This is a genomic window from Pseudomonas sp. ChxA, assembly GCF_030263855.1.
Classification (GTDB): Bacteria; Pseudomonadota; Gammaproteobacteria; order Pseudomonadales; family Pseudomonadaceae; genus Aquipseudomonas; species Aquipseudomonas fluorescens_CB.
On sequence record NZ_JARPMK010000002.1, the window covers coordinates 1,054,208 to 1,072,373 of the forward strand.

At 59.6% G+C, this 18,166-nt stretch carries 17 protein-coding genes; 6 read left to right on the forward strand and 11 right to left on the reverse strand.

Annotated features, from left to right (window positions below):
* Positions 1-42 precede the first annotated feature (42 nt).
* Positions 43-2,148 carry a putative bifunctional diguanylate cyclase/phosphodiesterase gene (locus tag P5706_RS30585; protein WP_285684069.1) on the reverse strand — a complete coding sequence of 702 codons (2,106 nt, stop codon included), beginning with the start codon at positions 2,146-2,148 and terminating at the stop codon, positions 43-45.
* Between the two features lie 310 nt (positions 2,149-2,458).
* Here P5706_RS30585 and P5706_RS30590 point away from each other — a divergent pair, with 310 nt between their 5' ends.
* A complete protein-coding gene (locus tag P5706_RS30590; protein WP_285684071.1) occupies positions 2,459-3,124 on the forward strand; it encodes a polysaccharide lyase family 7 protein in 666 nt (221 codons plus the stop codon).
* A 43-nt stretch (positions 3,125-3,167) separates the two neighbouring features.
* Here the strand turns inward: P5706_RS30590 and P5706_RS30595 are convergent, their stop codons facing one another.
* A complete protein-coding gene (locus P5706_RS30595) occupies positions 3,168-3,563 on the reverse strand; it encodes a hypothetical protein (protein WP_285684073.1) in 396 nt (131 codons plus the stop codon).
* A gap of 651 nt (positions 3,564-4,214) precedes the next feature.
* Here P5706_RS30595 and P5706_RS30600 point away from each other — a divergent pair.
* Positions 4,215-4,502, forward strand: a complete 288-nt coding sequence (locus P5706_RS30600; RefSeq protein WP_200430398.1) for a fructose-bisphosphate aldolase — start codon at positions 4,215-4,217, stop codon at positions 4,500-4,502.
* Between the two features lie 53 nt (positions 4,503-4,555).
* Here P5706_RS30600 and P5706_RS30605 read toward each other — a convergent pair whose 3' ends face one another.
* From P5706_RS30605 to tkt, 8 genes are all read right to left on the reverse strand, one after another.
* The gene (locus P5706_RS30605) at positions 4,556-5,827 is read right to left on the reverse strand and encodes a type II toxin-antitoxin system HipA family toxin (RefSeq protein WP_285684076.1); all 1,272 of its coding nucleotides are present in this window, start codon (positions 5,825-5,827) and stop codon (positions 4,556-4,558) included.
* Positions 5,820-6,083: a helix-turn-helix transcriptional regulator gene (locus tag P5706_RS30610; protein WP_236708801.1), complete on the reverse strand. Its 264-nt coding sequence runs from the start codon at positions 6,081-6,083 to the stop codon at positions 5,820-5,822. Before P5706_RS30610 ends, P5706_RS30605 begins: the two co-directional genes overlap by 8 nt.
* 127 nt (positions 6,084-6,210) lie before the next feature.
* Entirely contained in the window at positions 6,211-7,275 is a 1,065-nt protein-coding gene (gene fba / locus P5706_RS30615; protein WP_003177554.1) for a class II fructose-bisphosphate aldolase, read from the reverse strand.
* A 308-nt stretch (positions 7,276-7,583) separates the two neighbouring features.
* On the reverse strand, positions 7,584-7,919 hold the full coding sequence (locus tag P5706_RS30620; protein ID WP_200430400.1) for an MliC family protein: 336 nt from the start codon (positions 7,917-7,919) through the stop codon (positions 7,584-7,586).
* A 62-nt stretch (positions 7,920-7,981) separates the two neighbouring features.
* Positions 7,982-8,209 carry a hypothetical protein gene (locus P5706_RS30625; protein ID WP_200430401.1) on the reverse strand — a complete coding sequence of 76 codons (228 nt, stop codon included), beginning with the start codon at positions 8,207-8,209 and terminating at the stop codon, positions 7,982-7,984.
* Positions 8,210-8,238: 29 nt separating this feature from the next.
* A complete protein-coding gene (locus P5706_RS30630; protein ID WP_058420730.1) occupies positions 8,239-9,402 on the reverse strand; it encodes a phosphoglycerate kinase in 1,164 nt (387 codons plus the stop codon).
* 17 nt (positions 9,403-9,419) lie between these two features.
* Positions 9,420-10,475 (reverse strand): erythrose-4-phosphate dehydrogenase, encoded by a 1,056-nt coding sequence (gene epd, locus P5706_RS30635; protein ID WP_138813509.1) that lies wholly within the window; start codon positions 10,473-10,475, stop codon positions 9,420-9,422.
* Between the two features lie 210 nt (positions 10,476-10,685).
* Positions 10,686-12,683, reverse strand: coding sequence for a transketolase (gene tkt / locus P5706_RS30640; RefSeq protein WP_200430402.1), 1,998 nt, complete (start codon positions 12,681-12,683; stop codon positions 10,686-10,688).
* A gap of 259 nt (positions 12,684-12,942) precedes the next feature.
* Here tkt and P5706_RS30645 point away from each other — a divergent pair, with 259 nt between their 5' ends.
* The 4 genes from P5706_RS30645 (at position 12,943) to P5706_RS30660 (ending at position 17,618) form a co-directional block, all read left to right on the forward strand.
* Entirely contained in the window at positions 12,943-13,938 is a 996-nt protein-coding gene (locus tag P5706_RS30645) for an ArsR/SmtB family transcription factor (RefSeq protein WP_065929477.1), read from the forward strand.
* A 19-nt stretch (positions 13,939-13,957) separates the two neighbouring features.
* Positions 13,958-15,148 (forward strand): methionine adenosyltransferase, encoded by a 1,191-nt coding sequence (gene metK, locus P5706_RS30650; protein ID WP_060548155.1) that lies wholly within the window; start codon positions 13,958-13,960, stop codon positions 15,146-15,148.
* Positions 15,149-15,491: 343 nt separating this feature from the next.
* A complete protein-coding gene (gene ligB / locus P5706_RS30655; RefSeq protein ID WP_200430404.1) occupies positions 15,492-17,153 on the forward strand; it encodes an NAD-dependent DNA ligase LigB in 1,662 nt (553 codons plus the stop codon).
* Positions 17,154-17,222: 69 nt separating this feature from the next.
* Positions 17,223-17,618, forward strand: coding sequence for a DUF1090 domain-containing protein (locus P5706_RS30660; RefSeq protein WP_200430405.1), 396 nt, complete (start codon positions 17,223-17,225; stop codon positions 17,616-17,618).
* Positions 17,619-17,624: 6 nt separating this feature from the next.
* Here the strand turns inward: P5706_RS30660 and P5706_RS30665 are convergent, their stop codons facing one another.
* Positions 17,625-18,074, reverse strand: a complete 450-nt coding sequence (locus P5706_RS30665; protein WP_056857735.1) for a c-type cytochrome — start codon at positions 18,072-18,074, stop codon at positions 17,625-17,627.
* Positions 18,075-18,166: the final 92 nt, after the last annotated feature.

Genomic DNA, 18,166 nt, shown 5'->3' on the forward strand with positions numbered 1-18,166 from the left:
GGGGTTCTGCAACAGGGTTTGAAGGCCGCCAGTGTAGCGAATTCACAGCAGACGAGGGTGGGACCAGGCAGCCACTTCCTCCGCCACCAGCGGTTGGGCCGCCAACGGCCCCTGGATAAATGCGCAGCCATTGGCCTTGAGCCACGTTGACTGCTCGAGGGTTTCCACGCCCTCGGCGATCACCAACACCTCAAAATGTGCGCATAACTCAATGATACTGCGCGCCATTGCCGCGTCCCGTACCGAGCCTGGCAGGCGCGCCACCAGTTGCGGGTCGAGCTTGAGCGTATCGAACTCCAGGTCCCGCAGATGGGCCAGGGAGCATTGGCCCAGGCCGAAATCGTCCAAGGCAATGCGCACGCCGATCTGGCGCAATAACTTGAGCTGCTTATGGGCCTCTTCAAGGTTACTCATCAGGCTGTCTTCGCTGATTTCCACCTCCAACTGGCGCCCCTGTAACCCATGCCGCTCGAGTACCTGCTGCAGTTGGCTGGCGAGATTGGGCATGTTGAACTGGCTGGCACTCAAGCTCACGCTCAGCACTAGCTCTTCATCGAAGGTGGCTTGCCAGGCTTGGCGCTGCGCGGCGACTTGCTGGTAGATCCAGGCGCTCAATTGGCTGATCAGTCGCGCCTCTTCCAGCAGCGGCAAGAACAAGCCCGGCGGCACATCGCCAACGCTGGGGTGCTGCCAGCGCAACAGCGCCTCGACGCCACGCAAGCGCCCGTCTTCCAGCGAGACTTGGGGCTGGTAGACCAGGGTAAAATCCTTGTTTTGAATCGCGGTGCGCACGCTGTCTTCCAGCATCAACCGCGAACGGGCACGGCCGTTCATTTCCTGATCGTAATAGCGATATTGCTGACGCCCCGCACGCTTGGCTTCGTACATGGCGATGTCCGCCGCACGCAACAGGCCGCTCAGGTCGGCGCCGCAGTCCGGGAATGTGGCGATGCCGATACTGACACCGAGCATCACCTCCAAACCGTCCACTTGCTGGCACACAGACACCCTTTCGATCAGTTTTTCCGAAATCTTGGCGGCCTGCTCCGGGAACTCCAGCTCCAGCAGCGCGGTGAACTCATCCCCGCCCATACGCCCGAGAATATCGTAGGAGCGCAGGCAGGCCTGCATCTGCTCCGAGACCCAGCGCAGCACGCGGTCACCGGCGTCGTGGCCCAACGAGTCGTTGACCCGCTTGAAACCGTCCAGGTCCAGGTACAGCAATACCAGCGACTGCTCGTTACGCTCGCTGCGCAACAAGGTGTTCTCCACCGCCTGGTGAAAGCCGCGCCGGTTCAACAGCCCGGTCAGCGGATCGGTCACCGCCTGGAACTCCAGTTGCTGATGCAGGTGGCGCACCTCGGACATGTCCAGCACAGTCACCACCATGGCCCTCTGCTCGGCGGGCAGCGGCGCGCAGGACAACGCCACCGGCACTTGCTGGCCACGGCCAGTGCGCAAAATCGCGTCGTGCTGGCGCCACGTTTCACCCCGGCGGTAGGCCTCGTACATCGGGAAACTCAACCACGCAGGCACATGGGGCTTCTGCAGGAAGCTCAAGAAACTCTCGCCCTGCAACTCGGCCATCGTGGCGTTCAACAAGCGTGAAATAGCCGGGTTGGCGTACTCGATTACACTGCCCTCGCCCACCACCAACAGGCCTTCGGCGGCGTTGTCGAGCACCGAGGCGTTAAAGGCACGCGCCAGCTCCAAGTCATGGCTCAGGCGCTGCAAGGCGCGGCGATTGCGCTGATGCTCCAGCAAGGCTTGGACCTTGGGCTTGAGCACCTGCGGGTCGAAGGGTTTGAACAGGTAGTCGATCGCACCGCTGGCATAGCCTTCCTGCACGGCATCGGACGATTGAGCGTGGGCGGTGAGGAAGATAATCGGCGTCATGCGTGTGCGCTGGCTGCCGCGCATCAGGCGTGCGACTTCAAAGCCGTCCATGCCGGGCATGCGTACATCCAGCAAGACCAGGTCGACCTCGTGGGCAAGCAGCAACTCCAAGGCTTCCAGCCCGGATGCGGCCGTAATCACGTGCCAGTCTTCACGCTGCAAAAGCGCACGCATGCTGATGAGGTTCTCGGGGTAGTCATCGACTACCAAAAGAACCGAACTGCCATCGCTGGGGTGTGGAGCGCAATCCATGCTACGTCTCTTCCTTGAGGGGCTGCACCGGTCACTTCTGCTATAAAAACCGGACAAACACTGAGGGCTCACTCTAGCCCCGCTTTAAAAAAAGCAGAAGTGACGTGGATGCCATCATTGCGCCAAAGCTCAGGAAGCCGACTAACGGTCAAGCCCTACAGCCCACGGCCTGTGGGAAACATGGCTTTTTGGCATTTAGCTGACGCCAATTATTTGCCACAAACTGTTTAACAACCGGACAACCACCACCTATAAAGAAGCAGTACAGCCCTCGCGCTAAAGCCTTCACCCTCTGTAAAAGGCCAACACCATGATCGACCTTTCCACCTGGAACCTCAGCATTCCGGTCGGCTCCCCGCCCACGACCATCGACACCCCCAAGCTGCTGAGCGGCTTCAAAGACCAGTACTTCCAGGCCGAAGGCAGCAACGTGCAATTCTGGACACCCGTGACCGGCACCCGCACCGAAAACGCCATCTACCCGCGCAGTGAACTGCGTGAAACCTACGCCGATGGGCGCCTGCGCAACTGGACGTACAACGAGGCCAACAACTTCCTGCGCGCCACCGTTGCGGTCAACCAGGTGCCCTCCAGCGGCAAAGTGGTTATCGGCCAGATCCACGCGTATGACAGCCAGAAACCGCTGATCAAGCTGGAGTACCAATTCAAGCAAAAAACCCAGACCGGCAACATCGTCGCCAAGGTGCGCATGCGCCCGGATGATGGCGAAGGCCGTGTGGTTACCGTCGCCAGTAACGTGCCATTGCAGAAGAGCTTCACCTATGTGATCAATCTCAATAAGGCCGGCTTGCTCAGCGTATCTGCCGCAGACGGCCAATGGAACGAGCGCATAGGCGCCGCGTGGGGTGCCAAGCCGCTGTACTTCAAAGCGGGCGTGTATGTGCAGGACAACAGCGGCGACAGTAAGGAAGGTGCGCGGGTGACGTTTGCCAAGTTGGACATTGATCACGAGTAGCGCGTAAAAGAAGCCCCGTTAATAGCGGGGCTGCTTAGAGGGTTTATTCAACGCACATCAGCATAAAGCCCATTGATGAATCGCCAGCGGGTTTGTTATCGCCGACTTTAAGCGTCAATACATTAACGTAGTTGATGGCCGGGACACTGCCCAACTTGGCATGGCCATAGAAGATAGGTTCATTGGAACTGACATCGGCGACCGAGACCGTGCAGAAACGGGGAGGCTCTTTAAATACGCCCGGTATGAACCTGACCTTATAGGTTGAAAAGTAATCAGGCTGCGCGGTCAACTTGACCTCTTTCAGCCACTTGGGCGACTGTGCAGTGACTTGCCCCTTTTCGTTAACAGATGCGGTGAATAGTCGGCCCTCGGCGTAGGCAAAGGATCCTGCTGTGAGCAACGCCATAATAGCGCCAGCGGTTTTAACCAAGCTCATGATCAATTCTCCATCATTGAATGCATTTAAAGATCAACCTTAAATGATCAGAGGCTGATAAAAGCGCACTTTGAATGGCGTACGAATAAAACAGAAAACCTATAAAGACAGCGGGAATTCTACTGACGGGTTTGAGGACACTTCCGATTGCAAAGAACTTTTGCGTCGCCACTATTCGTAGGCAAACTCCGACAGACAAAGAGACTATTCTCAGATTAATCCAACCACTTAAACTCACCACCGAACCCTGTGGGAGCCGGGCTTGCCCGCGATGGCGGTGTATCAGCCAATATCAGCAGTGCCTGACACACCGCCATCGCGGGCAAGCCCGGCTCCCACATTGGATCTCCATCGATTTGGAGATCGAGGTTGGTCCTACACGACCGTTGCGGGCAGACAGATCGCCGCTTATAGTTCGCCCCGTCGCTGAGAACAGCGATAGGGTTTCGCAGCCCTACAGAGTTAATACCGCACCCGTCACAAACGGCCCCGGCGCTCCGCCGACGGCCGTCCTTGTTATGGCGGCTGTGCGTGGGAGACCTTCGGGTCTGCCGGGTCTTAACTCCTCGGTCTGCGAACCCGCGTACAGCTGCCACCCAATTTGTTTCGCAGCAAACGGTGGTCATTCTTCTTTTGAGTTAAGGATTTGCCATGACCGACCCATTACCGCCCCGCCGCTTCTACCCCTGCACCGAATCCGCCACCGATTCACCCGTGCTCTTGATCGACAGCGCCGCCCCACTGCCCGACCTCCACGCCTGCCTGCGCGAACGCCTCAACGCCGCCCTCGAACACCTCAACCTGATGGCCTGCTCCAGCCTGCCGGACTTCGCCGAGCGCGACCTGAATAACGTGGCCAATACCGCACGTATTCTGGTGCAGGACGTGAGTGATGTGTTCCGCGTCATTGAGCACCGAGGCTTCGACGCCGCCGCCTGATCAAATCCCGGCCACAAAAAAGCCCGCATCGCTGCGGGCTTCTTTACAGGTACTTATGGCGCCCGTTTTTCCACTGGCTTTCGTCTCATCCCGGATACCACCGAATCATGAAGCGCCATTGCGCGGCCGGCGTCCCATTCCTTCTGCATCGTTGAAAACAGCTCGACGTCGATGTGTACTTTATGTTCGTTTAGCGCCTCAGACATGGCATCGCTAATTCGCTCAATAATCGCGCCTGGGTTTGCAACACCACAGTGCTTGCGACCGAACTCGATCAGTTGCTGGCGATCCGGGTAGGTCTTTGCCTTGTTCATCTTGATCGCCAAGGTACGGTCGACCAGTGACTGACCAGACTTGGGGTTGTAACTTTCATACACGGTAGTCGTTGTGACATCGAACACAGGGGCTAACTGCACGGTTTCCGGCGCACCGGGATGGGTATAGAGCACACCGAAATTTTTCAGATGAGCATCGCCATTGCGCACCATGACCGACAAGCACACAGATGAATAAAAACGTTCGAGTTCACGCAGCACATCACCCTGCCGACAAACCTCATTTATCACCGCAGCAAGCGTTTCGTAACTTTGGGAATACTTGTAGTTGTCGTGAGGATCTTTGTTCAGTCCCAACAGCACTGCCATATCCTCGAACCCCAACCTGCCAGACTCCGTCAGATCAAAGCGCTCCATGACAAACAGATCACCCCGTTCCGACAGCCAGAAACGCGGAGTTTGCATGCCTGCAAGGCGAGCAGCTTCCAAACAAAGGAATTCGTTTTGGGCCAAGTGTGCATATTCATCAGCGCCGGACTTCACGATCAAATCAGAACTGAGCATGGTTTTGCGACTGCCTGTCAGCTTATCCAGGTCAGGTACCAGCACCTTCGGCTGCACCCCGGAAATACCTGACTCAAAGTAGGTCTCGACCAGGAAGTCGAATACGCCTTGTGAGGCATCCGCAGAAAGGATTTCCTGCAACCCCACTTGCGCTTTCACCGGTGTAGAAGCTTCAACGGGGTTCTCGTAACTCAATCGACCAATCTGATTGCCACCAATGATCGACAGCAAACGCATTTCGTCCACCTGCATATGCTTGGCCATGCGACGTTTAATCTGATCAGCCAGGAAACCCTCCGGCACATTCATATCAAAAATCGGATGCAGGACGTTGCTGACCGCAGGCGTCGGGTCATAGGGCATGACCAATGACACTTCAGACGAAGCCTGCGCCGAGGCATAGGCGAACGAAAACTGTGAGCCTTTGGACAGCTCGCCTGCCATGCCTTGGGGCGTGGTTATGTTGAGCAGCTTGATCTTACTCATCGCGCTCTACCAACTCGGCAAGGGATTTGAGGTCGATGCGCCGATCAACCACCTCCAGTGCCATTCCCAATGCGGTAATGACCCTGAATACGGTATACATAGCCACGTTTTCCCCTGCCTCAAGATCGATGATCGTCTTGCGACTGCACCTGGCTTTTTCCGCGAGCTGTTGCTGACTGTATTGCTTCGCCCGCCGCAGCTGTCTCAGCCGTTCGCCAAATGAGGGAGGATTGGTGATAAGCAAAATGTCACCCATATAGGACTTTTTAAGTATTAATCATGATTATGTCCACTATAGCGGACATTTCAACCACCTTCCGTCTGCAACACGCGGCCACAAAAAAGCCCGCATCGCTGCGGGCTTCTTTTTAAACGCTTAAGGCTCAGTTCACCTTGGCGTTCAACTCACCTTTCAGGTAACGCTGGTACATCGCTTCCAACGAGATCGGCTTGATTTTCGAAGCATTACCGGCAGTGCCGAAAGCTTCGTAGCGTGCGATACATACATCACGCATGGCCGTTACGGTGGCGCCGAAGAATTTACGTGGGTCAAATTCACTCGGGTTGGTGGCCATCAGGCGACGCATCGCACCGGTGGATGCCAAACGCAGGTCGGTGTCGATGTTGACCTTGCGCACGCCGTACTTGATGCCTTCAACGATTTCTTCAACCGGCACGCCGTAGGTTTCTTTAATGTCGCCGCCGTACTGGTTGATGATCGCCAGCCACTCTTGCGGTACCGAGGAAGAACCGTGCATCACCAGGTGGGTGTTAGGGATGCGCTTGTGGATTTCCTTGATGCGGTCGATGGCCAGCACGTCGCCGGTAGGTGGCTTGGTGAACTTGTAGGCGCCGTGGCTGGTGCCGATGGCGATGGCCAGGGCGTCCACTTGGGTCTTCTTGACGAAGTCAGCGGCTTCTTCCGGGTCGGTCAGCATCTGGCTGTGATCCAGCACGCCTTCGGCGCCGATGCCGTCTTCTTCACCGGCCATACCGGTTTCCAGGGAACCCAGGCAACCCAGTTCACCTTCAACCGAAACACCACAGGCGTGAGCCATGGCCACGGTTTGTTGGGTCACGCGTACGTTGTACTCGTAGTCGGTTGGGGTCTTGCCGTCTTCGCCCAGGGAGCCGTCCATCATCACCGAGCTGAAGCCCAGTTGAATGGAGCGCTGGCACACGTCAGGGCTGGTGCCGTGGTCCTGGTGCATGCACACCGGGATGTGCGGGAATTCTTCGATCGCGGCGAGGATCAGGTGACGCAGGAACGGGGCGCCAGCGTATTTGCGCGCACCGGCCGAAGCCTGGACGATCACGGGGGAGTCGGTCTTGTCAGCGGCTTCCATGATGGCGCGCATCTGCTCAAGGTTGTTGACGTTAAAGGCTGGGACGCCGTAGCCGAACTCGGCTGCGTGGTCCAGCATTTGACGCATGCTGATAAGTGCCATTGTGTTGTCTCTCCCGGTCGAGGGTCGTTAATCGTGCAAGCCTGCCGTAGCGGCGGCTGCTATTCAAGTTATTGCAGATCAAGGGGTTAAGCTTGAGCTGCTGAATCGTTATTGCAGTGCCCGGTTCGCACATAAGTGACTTTGGAACCGGATCAATGTGGGAGCTGGCTTGATGTGGCGAGGGAGCTTGCTCCCGCTGGGCTGCGCAGCGGCCCCAAGTTTTCAGGAGCGCTTCGCACTGGAGCGCCAGCCCGGTCCAGCGGGAGCAAGCTCCCTCGCCACACAATCTGCTCTCCCATTCGATCTTTTTACTGGGCCTTACAGCCGCGCCCAATCAAATCATCGGTGGCGACCCAGTAAACCAGGCCCTCCTCACCTTTTGTGTGAAACGCCAATTGGCCGTCGCTGTACAGCACGCCCGAGGCGGCAACCTCTTGTTTAAGGCGATAAACCTGGTCGGAACCGCCGAGGCGTACATCCACCTCGGAACGCGCCGGGTTGGTAAAGCGCCAGTTGACCTCGGCCTTGCTGTCGCAGGTCCAGGTAGTCCATTTGTCTGCCGGCTCTGGCGCCTTGTTGAACATGTTCATGCTGCTGCAGCCGGCCAACAAAGCCAGGGCTGCGAGGGCGAAAACGCCTTTCATTGCCACTCCTCGAACGACGGACCCAAGGGCCGCCACTGCTGTCGGTTAGTTGATCAGACCCGTCATGGGCAACCCTGTTCCTGACCGTTGGGCGCGGCGTCGTATTGTTCCAGCCGTTCATTGCCGATGCGCTTGTTGATCACCGGCATGGTTTCGGCTTGCCAGTCGGCCTGGTAGCAGCTTTTTTTCGGCGCAGCCCCAGGCACTTGCGCCTCGGGCGCAGCGCTTGGCGTGCTGCCGCAGCCGGCCAACAGGCCCGCTGCGATCACCAGTGCCAACGACTTGATCATGGGAATGCTCCTTTTCCGGATCACGAGCCTTAACCTTTGGCTCGGGTTTCCAGCACTTCAACGGCCGGCAACACTTTGCCTTCAACGAATTCGAGGAATGCGCCGCCACCGGTAGAAATGTAGGAGATCTGGTCAGCAACGCCATATTTATCGATGGCTGCCAGGGTGTCGCCACCGCCGGCGATGGAGAATGCCGAACTTTCGGCAATCGCCTTGGCCAGCACTTTGGTGCCGTTGCCGAACTGGTCGAACTCAAACACACCGACCGGGCCGTTCCACAGAATGGTCTGGGAGGCTTTCAGCAGCTCGGCAAAGTTGGCTGCGGTTTGCGGGCCGATATCCAGAATCATGTCGTCAGCCGCCACGTCAGCAATCAGCTTGACCGTGGCTTCGGCGCTTTCAGCGAATTCCTTGGCAACCACCACGTCCACCGGCAGCGGCACACTGACTTTGGCGGCGATGGCGCGGGCAGTGTCGAGCAAGTCTGGCTCGTACAGCGATTTGCCCACCGGGTGCCCGGCTGCGGCCAGGAAGGTATTGGCGATGCCGCCGCCGACGATCAGTTGATTGCAGATGGTGCTGAGGCTGTTGAGCACGTCCAGCTTGGTCGACACTTTGGAGCCGGCCACGATGGCAGCCATCGGTTGTGCCGGAGCACCCAGCGCCTTGCCCAATGCATCCAGCTCAGCAGCCAGCAATGGGCCAGCCGCTGCCACTTTAGCGAACTTAGCCACGCCGTGGGTCGAGCCTTCGGCGCGGTGCGCGGTGCCGAAAGCGTCCATCACGAACACGTCGCACAGGGCCGCGTATTGCTGGGCCAGTTCGTCGCTGTTCTTTTTCTCGCCTTTGTTGAAGCGCACGTTTTCAAACAGCACGATGTCGCCAGGCTTAACGTCGACGCCGCCCAGGTAATCGGCTACCAGCGGCACGTCACGGCCCAGGGCCTTGCTCAGGTAGTCAGCTACAGGCTTGAGGCTGTTTTCGGCGCTGAACTCACCTTCGGTCGGGCGACCCAGGTGGGAGCAGACCATCACGGCCGCGCCTTTTTCCAGGGCCAGCTTGATGGTCGGCAGCGAGGCCAGGATTCGCGCATCGCTGGTGACAACACCGTCCTTGACTGGGACGTTGAGGTCTTCGCGAATCAGTACGCGCTTACCTTGCAGATCGAGGTCGGTCATCTTCAACACGGTCATGGGTCGCAGTTCCTGAATTACTGTTGAGGTTGTTTAGTAGCGATGTGCAGATAGTGCCCTGCAACATCCAGCATGCGGTTGGCAAAACCCCATTCGTTGTCGAACCACGCCAGGATGTTCACCAGCCTGGGGCCGGAAACACGGGTCTGGCTGGCATCGACAATCGCCGAATGCGGGTCATGGTTGAAATCACAACTGGCGTGCGGCAACTCGGTGTAGGCCAGCAGGCCTTTGAGCGGGCCGCTGGTGGCGGCGTCGCGCAAGATCCGGTTGACCTCCGTCGCGTCAGTGTCGCTGACGGTTTGCATGGTGATATCCAAACAGGACACGTTCACCGTCGGCACCCGTACGGCTTTGGCCTGGATTCGCCCGGCAAGTTCCGGCAACAGTCGCTCGATGCCACGGGCCAGGCCGGTAGACACCGGAATCACTGACTGGAACGCCGAGCGCGTGCGGCGCAGGTCTTCATGATGATAGGCGTCGATCACCGGCTGGTCGTTCATCGCCGAGTGAATCGTGGTGATCGACACATAATCGATGCCGATCGCCTGATCCAGCAGGCGCAACAGCGGCACGCTGCAGTTGGTGGTGCAGGAGGCGTTGGACACCAGCAGCTCATCGCCGGTCAGGCAATCCTGGTTGATGCCGTAGACGATGGTGGCGTCCACATCCGCCTCGCTGGCCATCGGCTGGGAAAACAGCACACGCGGCGCGCCGGCGTCGAGAAAACGCTGGCCATCGGCTCGGGTGTGGTAGACACCGGAACACTCCAGCACCAGGTCAACGCCGAGTGCTTTCCAGTCGATGCCTTCTGGGGTGGCACTGCGCAAGACCTGCACGCAGTTGCCATTAATATGCAGACAATCGCCCTCGACCCGCACTTCGCCGGGGAAGCGACCGTGGGTGGAGTCAAAGCGTGTCAGGTATTCGATGCTGGCCATGTCGGCCAAATCGTTGATCGCCACAATTTCAAACCCGGCCGCCGCCCCTCGCTCGAACAGAGCACGCAAGACGCAACGACCAATGCGGCCGTAGCCGTTGAGTGCAACTTTGTAGGGACGCGGTTGAGGCATGGGGTTCTCGCAGTGTGGGCGACACAAACCATTGCGCGAGCGCGCTTGTGTGGCGAGGGAGCTTGCTCCCGCTGGGCTGCGAAGCGGTCCCAAACCGAACAACCGAGATACATCAGTTACATCTCGGTGAACGGTTTGGGAGCGCTTCGCGCTCCAGCGGGAGCAAGCTCCCTCGCCACAACAAGCTTGCTCCTACAAGGGGACGAGCTTTTAGTCTTCCAGCAGCTCTTCAGCCTGACCCAGGATGTTTTCCAGGGTGAAGCCGAATTCTTCGAACAACGCTGGCGCCGGCGCCGACTCACCGTAGGTGGTCATGCCGATCACGCGGCCTTCCAGGCCCACGTACTTGTACCAGTAGTCAGCGTGAGCCGCTTCGATGGCGATACGCGCGCTGACCTGCAACGGCAGAACCGACTGCTTGTAGTCCGCATCCTGGGCTTCGAACAGGCTGGTGCACGGCATGGACACAACGCGAACGTTGCGGCCCTGGGCGGTCAGCTTGTCGTAGGCTTGAACCGTCAGGCCGACTTCGGAACCGGTGGAGATCAGGATCAGTTCCGGCTCGCCGATGCAGTCTTTGAGCACATAACCGCCACGGCTGATGTTGGCGATCTGCGCGTCGGTACGCACTTGGTGTTGCAGGTTTTGACGCGAGAAGATCAGCGCCGAAGGGCCGTCCTTACGCTCGATAGCGTGCTTCCAGGCCACCGCGGATTCCACCGCGTCGGCTGGACGCCAGCAATCGAGGTTCGGCGTGGTACGCAGGCTGGTCAGTTGCTCGACCGGCTGGTGCGTCGGGCCGTCTTCGCCCAGGCCAATGGAGTCATGGGTGTACACATGGATCACACGCTTCTTCATCAGCGCGGCCATACGTACCGCGTTACGTGCGTATTCCATGAACATCAGGAAGGTCGCGCCGTAAGGCACCAGGCCGCCGTGCAGGGACACGCCGTTCATGATGGCGCTCATGCCGAACTCGCGCACGCCGTAGTACATGTAGTTGCCGCTGGCGTCTTCAGCCGAGACACCTTTGCAACCTTTCCACAGGGTCAGGTTGGAACCGGCCAGGTCGGCCGAACCACCGAGGATCTCAGGCAGCAATGGGCCAAAGGCGTTCAGGGTGTTCTGGCTGGCTTTACGGCTGGCGATGGTCTCGCCCTTGGCCGCGACTTCGGCGATGTAGGCCGAGGCTTTTTCCGAGAAGTCGGCAGGCAGGTCACCGGCCAGGCGGCGCACCAGCTCGTTGGCCAATTCCGGGAATTCAGCGGAGTAGGCAGCAAAACGCTGGTCCCACTCGGCTTCGGCGGCCAGGCCTTTTTCCTTGGCGCTCCACTCGGCGTAGATGTCAGCCGGGATTTCGAACGGGCCGTGGTTCCACTTCAGCGCTTCGCGAGCCAAGGCGATTTCCGCGTCACCCAGTGGGGCGCCGTGGCAGTCTTCTTTACCTTGCTTGTTCGGCGAGCCGAAACCGATGATGGTCTTGCAGCAGATCAGGGTCGGCTGCTCGCTCTTGCGAGCGGTGTCGATGGCGGTCTTGATCTCTTCCGGATCGTGGCCGTCAACGTTGCGGATCACCTGCCAGTTGTAGGCTTCGAAACGCTTTGGCGTGTCGTCGGTGAACCAGCCTTCGACTTCGCCGTCGATGGAGATGCCGTTGTCATCGTAGAAGGCGATCAGCTTGCCCAGGCCTAGGGTGCCGGCCAGGGACGCGACTTCGTGGGAAATGCCTTCCATCATGCAGCCATCACCCAGGAACACATAGGTGTGGTGGTCGACGATGGCATGGCCAGGGCGGTTGAACTGCGCGCCCAGTACTTTTTCCGCCAGGGCAAAACCCACGGCGTTGGCCAGGCCTTGGCCCAGCGGGCCAGTGGTGGTTTCTACGCCCGGGGTGTAGCCGAATTCCGGGTGGCCCGGGGTGCGGCTGTGCAGTTGGCGGAAGCTCTTGAGGTCATCGATGGTGACGTCGTAGCCGGTCAGGTGCAGCAGCGAGTAGATCAGCATCGAGCCGTGGCCGTTGGACAGCACGAAGCGGTCACGGTCAGCGAACGCCGGGTTGCTCGGGTTGTGTTTCAGGTAGTCACGCCAAAGTACCTCGGCGATATCCGCCATGCCCATCGGGGCACCGGGATGGCCGCTGTTGGCTTTTTGCACGGCATCCATGCTGAGGGCACGAATGGCGTTGGCACGCTCACGACGGCTGGGCATCGCTGATCTCCTGGGGTTTGATTAGAAGAAACGGAAAAAAGGACCGGCATTTTCCCTCAGCCACCGCCTGCGGGCAATGACAGATAGTCACTTGAAGGTGTTTTTCCTGCGGTTTACCCGGCATTGGCTTGCAGAAACAGCCTACTGGTTCGTCTAAAGGTTATAGCGGCTGCTTATAACTACCAATTATCGACCAATATCAAAACTTTTTGATATTGGCCTTGCGGGGATTTCCACCCGTCACTAGACTGCTGGCCTTATGAACCTACCCGTGCCTTCCTTGCGTCCCGACGACAGCGATGAGCTGGCTGCCTTATGCAAGGCCGCTGGTGATCCGTTGCGCCTGAACGTGTTGCGCGCACTGGCCAACGACTCTTTTGGGGTGCTGGAACTGGCGCAGATCTTCGCTATCGGCCAATCCGGCATGAGCCACCACCTCAAGGTGCTGGCCCAAGCCGAGCTGGTCGCCACGCGCCGCGAAGGCAATGCGATTTTCTATCGCCGCGCCCTGCCCCACACCGAGCTGCTCGGCGGCAAGCTGCACGCCGCCCTGCTCGACGAGGTAGACAGTTTGGGCCTGCCCAGCGACGTGCAGTCGCGCATCAGCCAGGTCCACGGGCAACGCGCCGCCGCCAGCCAGGACTTTTTCTCACGGGTTGCCGAGAAGTTTCGCGCCCAACAGGACCTGATCGCCGGTTTGCCCCAATACCGCGAAAGTGTACTGGCGCTGTTGGACAAGCTGAGCTTCAGTGATGAGGCGACGGCGCTGGAAGTCGGCCCCGGCGACGGTGGCTTTCTGCCGGAACTGGCCCGCCGCTTCAAGCAGGTGACGGCGCTGGACAACAGCCCGGCAATGCTTGAGCTGGCACGCCAGCTGTGCGAGCGCGAGGCGTTGGGCAACGTCAGCCTGCAGTTGGCCGACGCGTTGAATGACACCAGCCTGCGCGCCGATTGCGTGGTGCTGAACATGGTCTTGCACCATTTTGCAGCCCCCGCCGAAGCCCTCAAGCAGATGGCGAATTTGCTGCAACCGGGCGGCAGCCTGCTGGTCACAGATTTATGCAGCCACAACCAGAATTGGGCCAAGGAGGCCTGCGGTGATCTCTGGTTGGGTTTTGAACAGGACGATCTGGCCCGTTGGGCCACCGCTGCGGGACTCGTTCCCGGGGAAAGCCTCTATGTAGGTTTACGTAATGGTTTCCAGATCCAGGTCCGCCACTTTCAGCGACCGACTGGCGACACTCACCATCGGTAAATATCAGGAAAACATCGAGATGAGCGAATACTCCCTTTTCACCTCCGAGTCCGTGTCTGAAGGGCATCCGGACAAAATCGCCGACCAGATTTCTGACGCGGTGCTGGACGCCATCATTGCTGAAGACAAGTTCGCCCGCGTGGCGTGCGAGACTCTGGTGAAAACGGGCGTGGCGATCATCGCCGGTGAAGTCACCACCACCGCCTGGGTCGACCTGGAGCAAATCGTTCGTGATGTGATCACCGACATTGGCTACAACAGCTCCGACGTCGGCTTCGACGGCGCAACCTGCGGCGTGATGAACATCATCGGCAAGCAGTCCCCCGACATCAACCAGGGTGTGGACCGCGCCAAGCCTGAAGATCAAGGCGCCGGCGACCAAGGCCTGATGTTCGGCTACGCCAGCAACGAAACCGACGTGCTGATGCCGGCACCGATCACCTTCTCGCACCAGTTGGTACAGCGCCAGGCCGAAGCACGTAAATCCGGCGTGCTGCCGTGGCTGCGTCCAGACGCCAAGTCCCAGGTCACCTGCCGTTACGAAGGCGGCAAAGTGGTGGGTATCGACGCCGTTGTACTGTCGACCCAGCACAACCCGGACGTGTCCTACGCCGACCTGCGTGAAGGCGTGATGGAGCTGATCGTCAAGCACGTGCTGCCTGCCGAACTGCTGACCAAAGACACTCAGTTCCACATCAACCCGACCGGCCAGTTCATCATCGGCGGCCCAGTGGGTGACTGCGGCCTGACCGGCCGCAAGATCATCGTCGACAGCTACGGCGGCATGGCCCGTCACGGCGGTGGCGCGTTCTCGGGTAAAGACCCATCCAAGGTTGACCGCTCGGCGGCCTACGCCGGTCGTTACGTGGCCAAGAACATCGTCGCGGCCGGTCTGGCCGAGCGTTGCGAGATTCAGGTTTCCTACGCTATCGGCGTGGCCCAACCTACGTCGATCTCGCTGAATACCTTCGGCACCGGCAAGATCAGCGATGACAAGATCGTCAAGCTGGTGCGTGAGATCTTCGACCTGCGCCCGTACGCCATCACCACCATGCTCGACCTGCTGCACCCGATGTACCAGGAAACCGCAGCCTACGGCCACTTCGGTCGTACCCCTGCGCAGAAGACTGTCGGCGACGACACCTTCACCACCTTCACCTGGGAAAAAACCGACCGCGCCAACGACTTGCGCACTGCCGCCGGCCTGTAAGCACGCGTTGCACCCAAAGCCCCGCCGGGTTCGCCCGGCGGGGCTTTTTATTGCCTGCGCCGCGATAAACCGCGCCTTTTGACCTGCTGAGCACACAGGCCTTCAAAACGGCAAAAGAGCCGCTCAACAAAGGCTGTAACAAACTGGCTAAGTCCCAGGCCAAGGTCGATGCCGAGCAACAAACACAGGGCGCCAAGATGCAAAAGAACGATGCCTTGAAGGCATTGGGCGGCCTATTCAACTCACTGGAAACACCCGGTAAAAAGCCCCGCCCTGCCGGGGCTTTTTTGTGCCCGCCTGGATCACTTAGGCTGGGCGCCCCTTCCGAGCACGGATGCTCATCATGCGTTTACTGATTGCCCTTGTACTCAGCGCCCTGGCGTTTCTGGCCTGGGCCGAAGACTGCCCCGACGAGGCACGCTCACAGGTCGGCACCCTGACGGAACAGATCAAGCTATGGGATGACAGTTACCACCGGCTCGGTCAATCTCCGGTCAGCGACGAGCTATACGACCAAGCGCGCCAGCGCCTGGCGCGGTGGCAGGCGTGTTTTGCACCAACGCCGTCGACGGCGGACAACCCGCTGGCTGGTGCGCGCGGCACACAGCCACATCCAGTCGCTCATACCGGCCTGGAAAAGCTGGTGGATGAAGAGGCCGTGGGCGAGTGGTTCAAGACACGCCAGGGCGTCTGGGTGCAACCCAAGGTCGACGGCGTTGCAGTGACGCTGGTGTACCGCAAAGGCCGCCTGAGCCAGCTCATCAGCCGTGGTGACGGCCTGCTCGGTCAGGATTGGACAGCCACCGCGCACAAGATCCAAGGCATTGTCCAGCAATTGCCCGAGCCCATCGACCTGGTGCTGCAAGGCGAACTCTATTGGCGCCTTGACGATCATGTGCAGTCCGAACACGGCGGGCTCAGCGCCCGCAGCAAAGTGGCCGGGCTGATGAATCGCCGGCAGTTAAGTGAGGCCGAGGCCGCCAGGATCGGGCTGTTCGTTTGGGCCTGGCCCGACGGCCCGGCAGACTTCAGCACGCGCCTGGCCACCTTGGCACGCTGGGGCTTCACCGATAGCCAACGCTACAGCCACCCCGTGCAAAACCTCACTGAAGCCGCGCATTGGCGCAGTTACTGGTACAACCATCCGCTGCCCTTTGCCAGCGATGGTGTGGTATTGCACCAGGCCCTGCGCGCGCCCGCCAACCGCTGGCAAGCCAGCGCGCCTTACTGGGCGGTGGCCTGGAAGTACCCGGTAACCAGGGCCTTGGCGCTGGTGCGCAAGGTGCAGTTCAAGATCGGCCGCACGGGGCGCATCACCCCCATTCTGGAACTGGAGTCGGTGCGGCTGGACGATCGGCAAATCCGCCGCGTCAGCGTCGGCTCCTTGAAGCACTGGCATGCGTTGGACATCCGCCCCGGCGATCAGGTCTCCATCAGCCTTGCCGGCCAAGTGATTCCGCGACTGGAGCAAGTGATCCTGCGCAACGAGACCAGAGTGGCAGTGCAAGTGCCCGACGCGCGCAACTTCCACGCCTTGAGTTGCTGGCAACTGGACCCTGGCTGCGAGGAGCAATTGCTCGCGCGCCTGACCTGGCTGAGCAGCAACCAGGGCCTGGCCCTGCCCTATATGGGCCGCGAGACCTGGAACGCATTGATCCAGGCCGGTCTAATCGCAGGCATTCTCGATTGGTTAACCCTGGATGCGGCAGAGCTTGCTAACATTGACGGCTTCGGTGATCGCCGCCGTGCGCGGGTGCTCGACAGCCTGCAAAGCGCGCGGCAACGGCCCTTTGCACAATGGCTCAAGGCCCTGGGCGTGCCGCCGTCGGCACGTAGCGATCTGGAGGGCGGCTGGCAAGCCTTGGCCGCCAGAGACACTCAAGCCTGGCTGACCACCGATGGCATTGGCCCGGGCCGCGCGGCGCAATTGAGCGCTTTTTTTCGCGACCCGCAAGTACAAGCGTTAGCTGAAACATTACGTGTGGCCGGAATTGACGGATTTTAAGCCCAACCCGACCACTTTTACCCCCGGCAGAATTCACCCTGCCATCCGATTGCGACCTTGGAGCCTCACATGAAATTTCTAGCCCCACTTGCCTTGTTGACCACCGTAAGCCTGGCGAGCATGCCGCTGCTAGCCGCCGAAGAAGTGCCGGAACTTACCGGCTGCGCCGCCAAGCGCCAGGCCATCAGCGCACAAATCGAACAAGCCAAGGCCCATGACAACAGCGCACAACAAGCCGGCCTGGAAAAAGCCCTGAGCGAAGTCACCGCCCACTGCACCGACGCATCCTTGCGCAAAGAACGCGAGAACAAGGTGCTCGACGCCAAGCACGAAGTCAGCCGCCGTCAGGCCGACCTCGACAAGGCGATGAAAAAAGGCGATGCCGACAAGATCAACAAACGCAAAGACAAGCTCGCTCAGTCACGCAAAGAACTGCAGGAGGCCGTCGACGAACTCGACAAGTAAAACCGGTCAGTGGTCGCGAAACTGTTTATGGCAGGCCGTGCAGGCATCTTCGACTTTCTGCACCGCAGGCCCCAGGTTGCTGGCCTTGTAGGGCTGCACCTGGCTTGCGATCACCAATTCACCGGTGGCCGCTTCAAGGTTTCGGGCCAGCTCCTGAAAGCGTGCCTGCTGTTGCCACACCGTGTCCTTGGCGCTGGTGTGATCTTCCTCACGCACGCTCGGGAAATGCTTCCACGGTTCGTGGGACAAAGCATCGAGCTTGACCGCGCCTTCGGCGAACTTCGCGCCGTCGAACGGGATACGCCCACGCAGCATGCCACCCAGGTCTTCGCCGGTCTTGAGCATCTGCTTGAAGATGGCCTTGCGTTGGCCCAGCGGCGAATTCGGATCGACACCGCCGCAGGCGGACAAGGTCAGGCAGGCCAGCAATACCACGGTCAGCTTTTTAAAAGTCATGATGGCTTCAAGGTCACGGGAAACGGCGGCCAGTATCCTCGCCCTGCCCGCAAAGACCAATAGCCCTATTAATAATAAGGGTTGCCCGAACG

Bases quoted from the DNA above. Each gene is read 5' to 3' on its own strand.
- P5706_RS30585 (WP_285684069.1), bottom strand. From the start codon at position 2,148: ATGGATTGCGCTCCACACCCCAGCGATGGCAGTTCGGTTCTTTTGGTA.
- P5706_RS30590 (WP_285684071.1), top strand. From the start codon at position 2,459: ATGATCGACCTTTCCACCTGGAACCTCAGCATTCCGGTCGGCTCCCCG.
- P5706_RS30595 (WP_285684073.1), bottom strand. From the start codon at position 3,563: ATGAGCTTGGTTAAAACCGCTGGCGCTATTATGGCGTTGCTCACAGCA.
- P5706_RS30600 (WP_200430398.1), top strand. From the start codon at position 4,215: ATGACCGACCCATTACCGCCCCGCCGCTTCTACCCCTGCACCGAATCC.
- P5706_RS30605 (WP_285684076.1), bottom strand. From the start codon at position 5,827: ATGAGTAAGATCAAGCTGCTCAACATAACCACGCCCCAAGGCATGGCA.
- P5706_RS30610 (WP_236708801.1), bottom strand. From the start codon at position 6,083: ATGGGTGACATTTTGCTTATCACCAATCCTCCCTCATTTGGCGAACGG.
- fba (WP_003177554.1), bottom strand. From the start codon at position 7,275: ATGGCACTTATCAGCATGCGTCAAATGCTGGACCACGCAGCCGAGTTC.
- P5706_RS30620 (WP_200430400.1), bottom strand. From the start codon at position 7,919: ATGAAAGGCGTTTTCGCCCTCGCAGCCCTGGCTTTGTTGGCCGGCTGC.
- P5706_RS30625 (WP_200430401.1), bottom strand. From the start codon at position 8,209: ATGATCAAGTCGTTGGCACTGGTGATCGCAGCGGGCCTGTTGGCCGGC.
- P5706_RS30630 (WP_058420730.1), bottom strand. From the start codon at position 9,402: ATGACCGTGTTGAAGATGACCGACCTCGATCTGCAAGGTAAGCGCGTA.
- epd (WP_138813509.1), bottom strand. From the start codon at position 10,475: ATGCCTCAACCGCGTCCCTACAAAGTTGCACTCAACGGCTACGGCCGC.
- tkt (WP_200430402.1), bottom strand. From the start codon at position 12,683: ATGCCCAGCCGTCGTGAGCGTGCCAACGCCATTCGTGCCCTCAGCATG.
- P5706_RS30645 (WP_065929477.1), top strand. From the start codon at position 12,943: ATGAACCTACCCGTGCCTTCCTTGCGTCCCGACGACAGCGATGAGCTG.
- metK (WP_060548155.1), top strand. From the start codon at position 13,958: ATGAGCGAATACTCCCTTTTCACCTCCGAGTCCGTGTCTGAAGGGCAT.
- ligB (WP_200430404.1), top strand. From the start codon at position 15,492: ATGCGTTTACTGATTGCCCTTGTACTCAGCGCCCTGGCGTTTCTGGCC.
- P5706_RS30660 (WP_200430405.1), top strand. From the start codon at position 17,223: ATGAAATTTCTAGCCCCACTTGCCTTGTTGACCACCGTAAGCCTGGCG.
- P5706_RS30665 (WP_056857735.1), bottom strand. From the start codon at position 18,074: ATGACTTTTAAAAAGCTGACCGTGGTATTGCTGGCCTGCCTGACCTTG.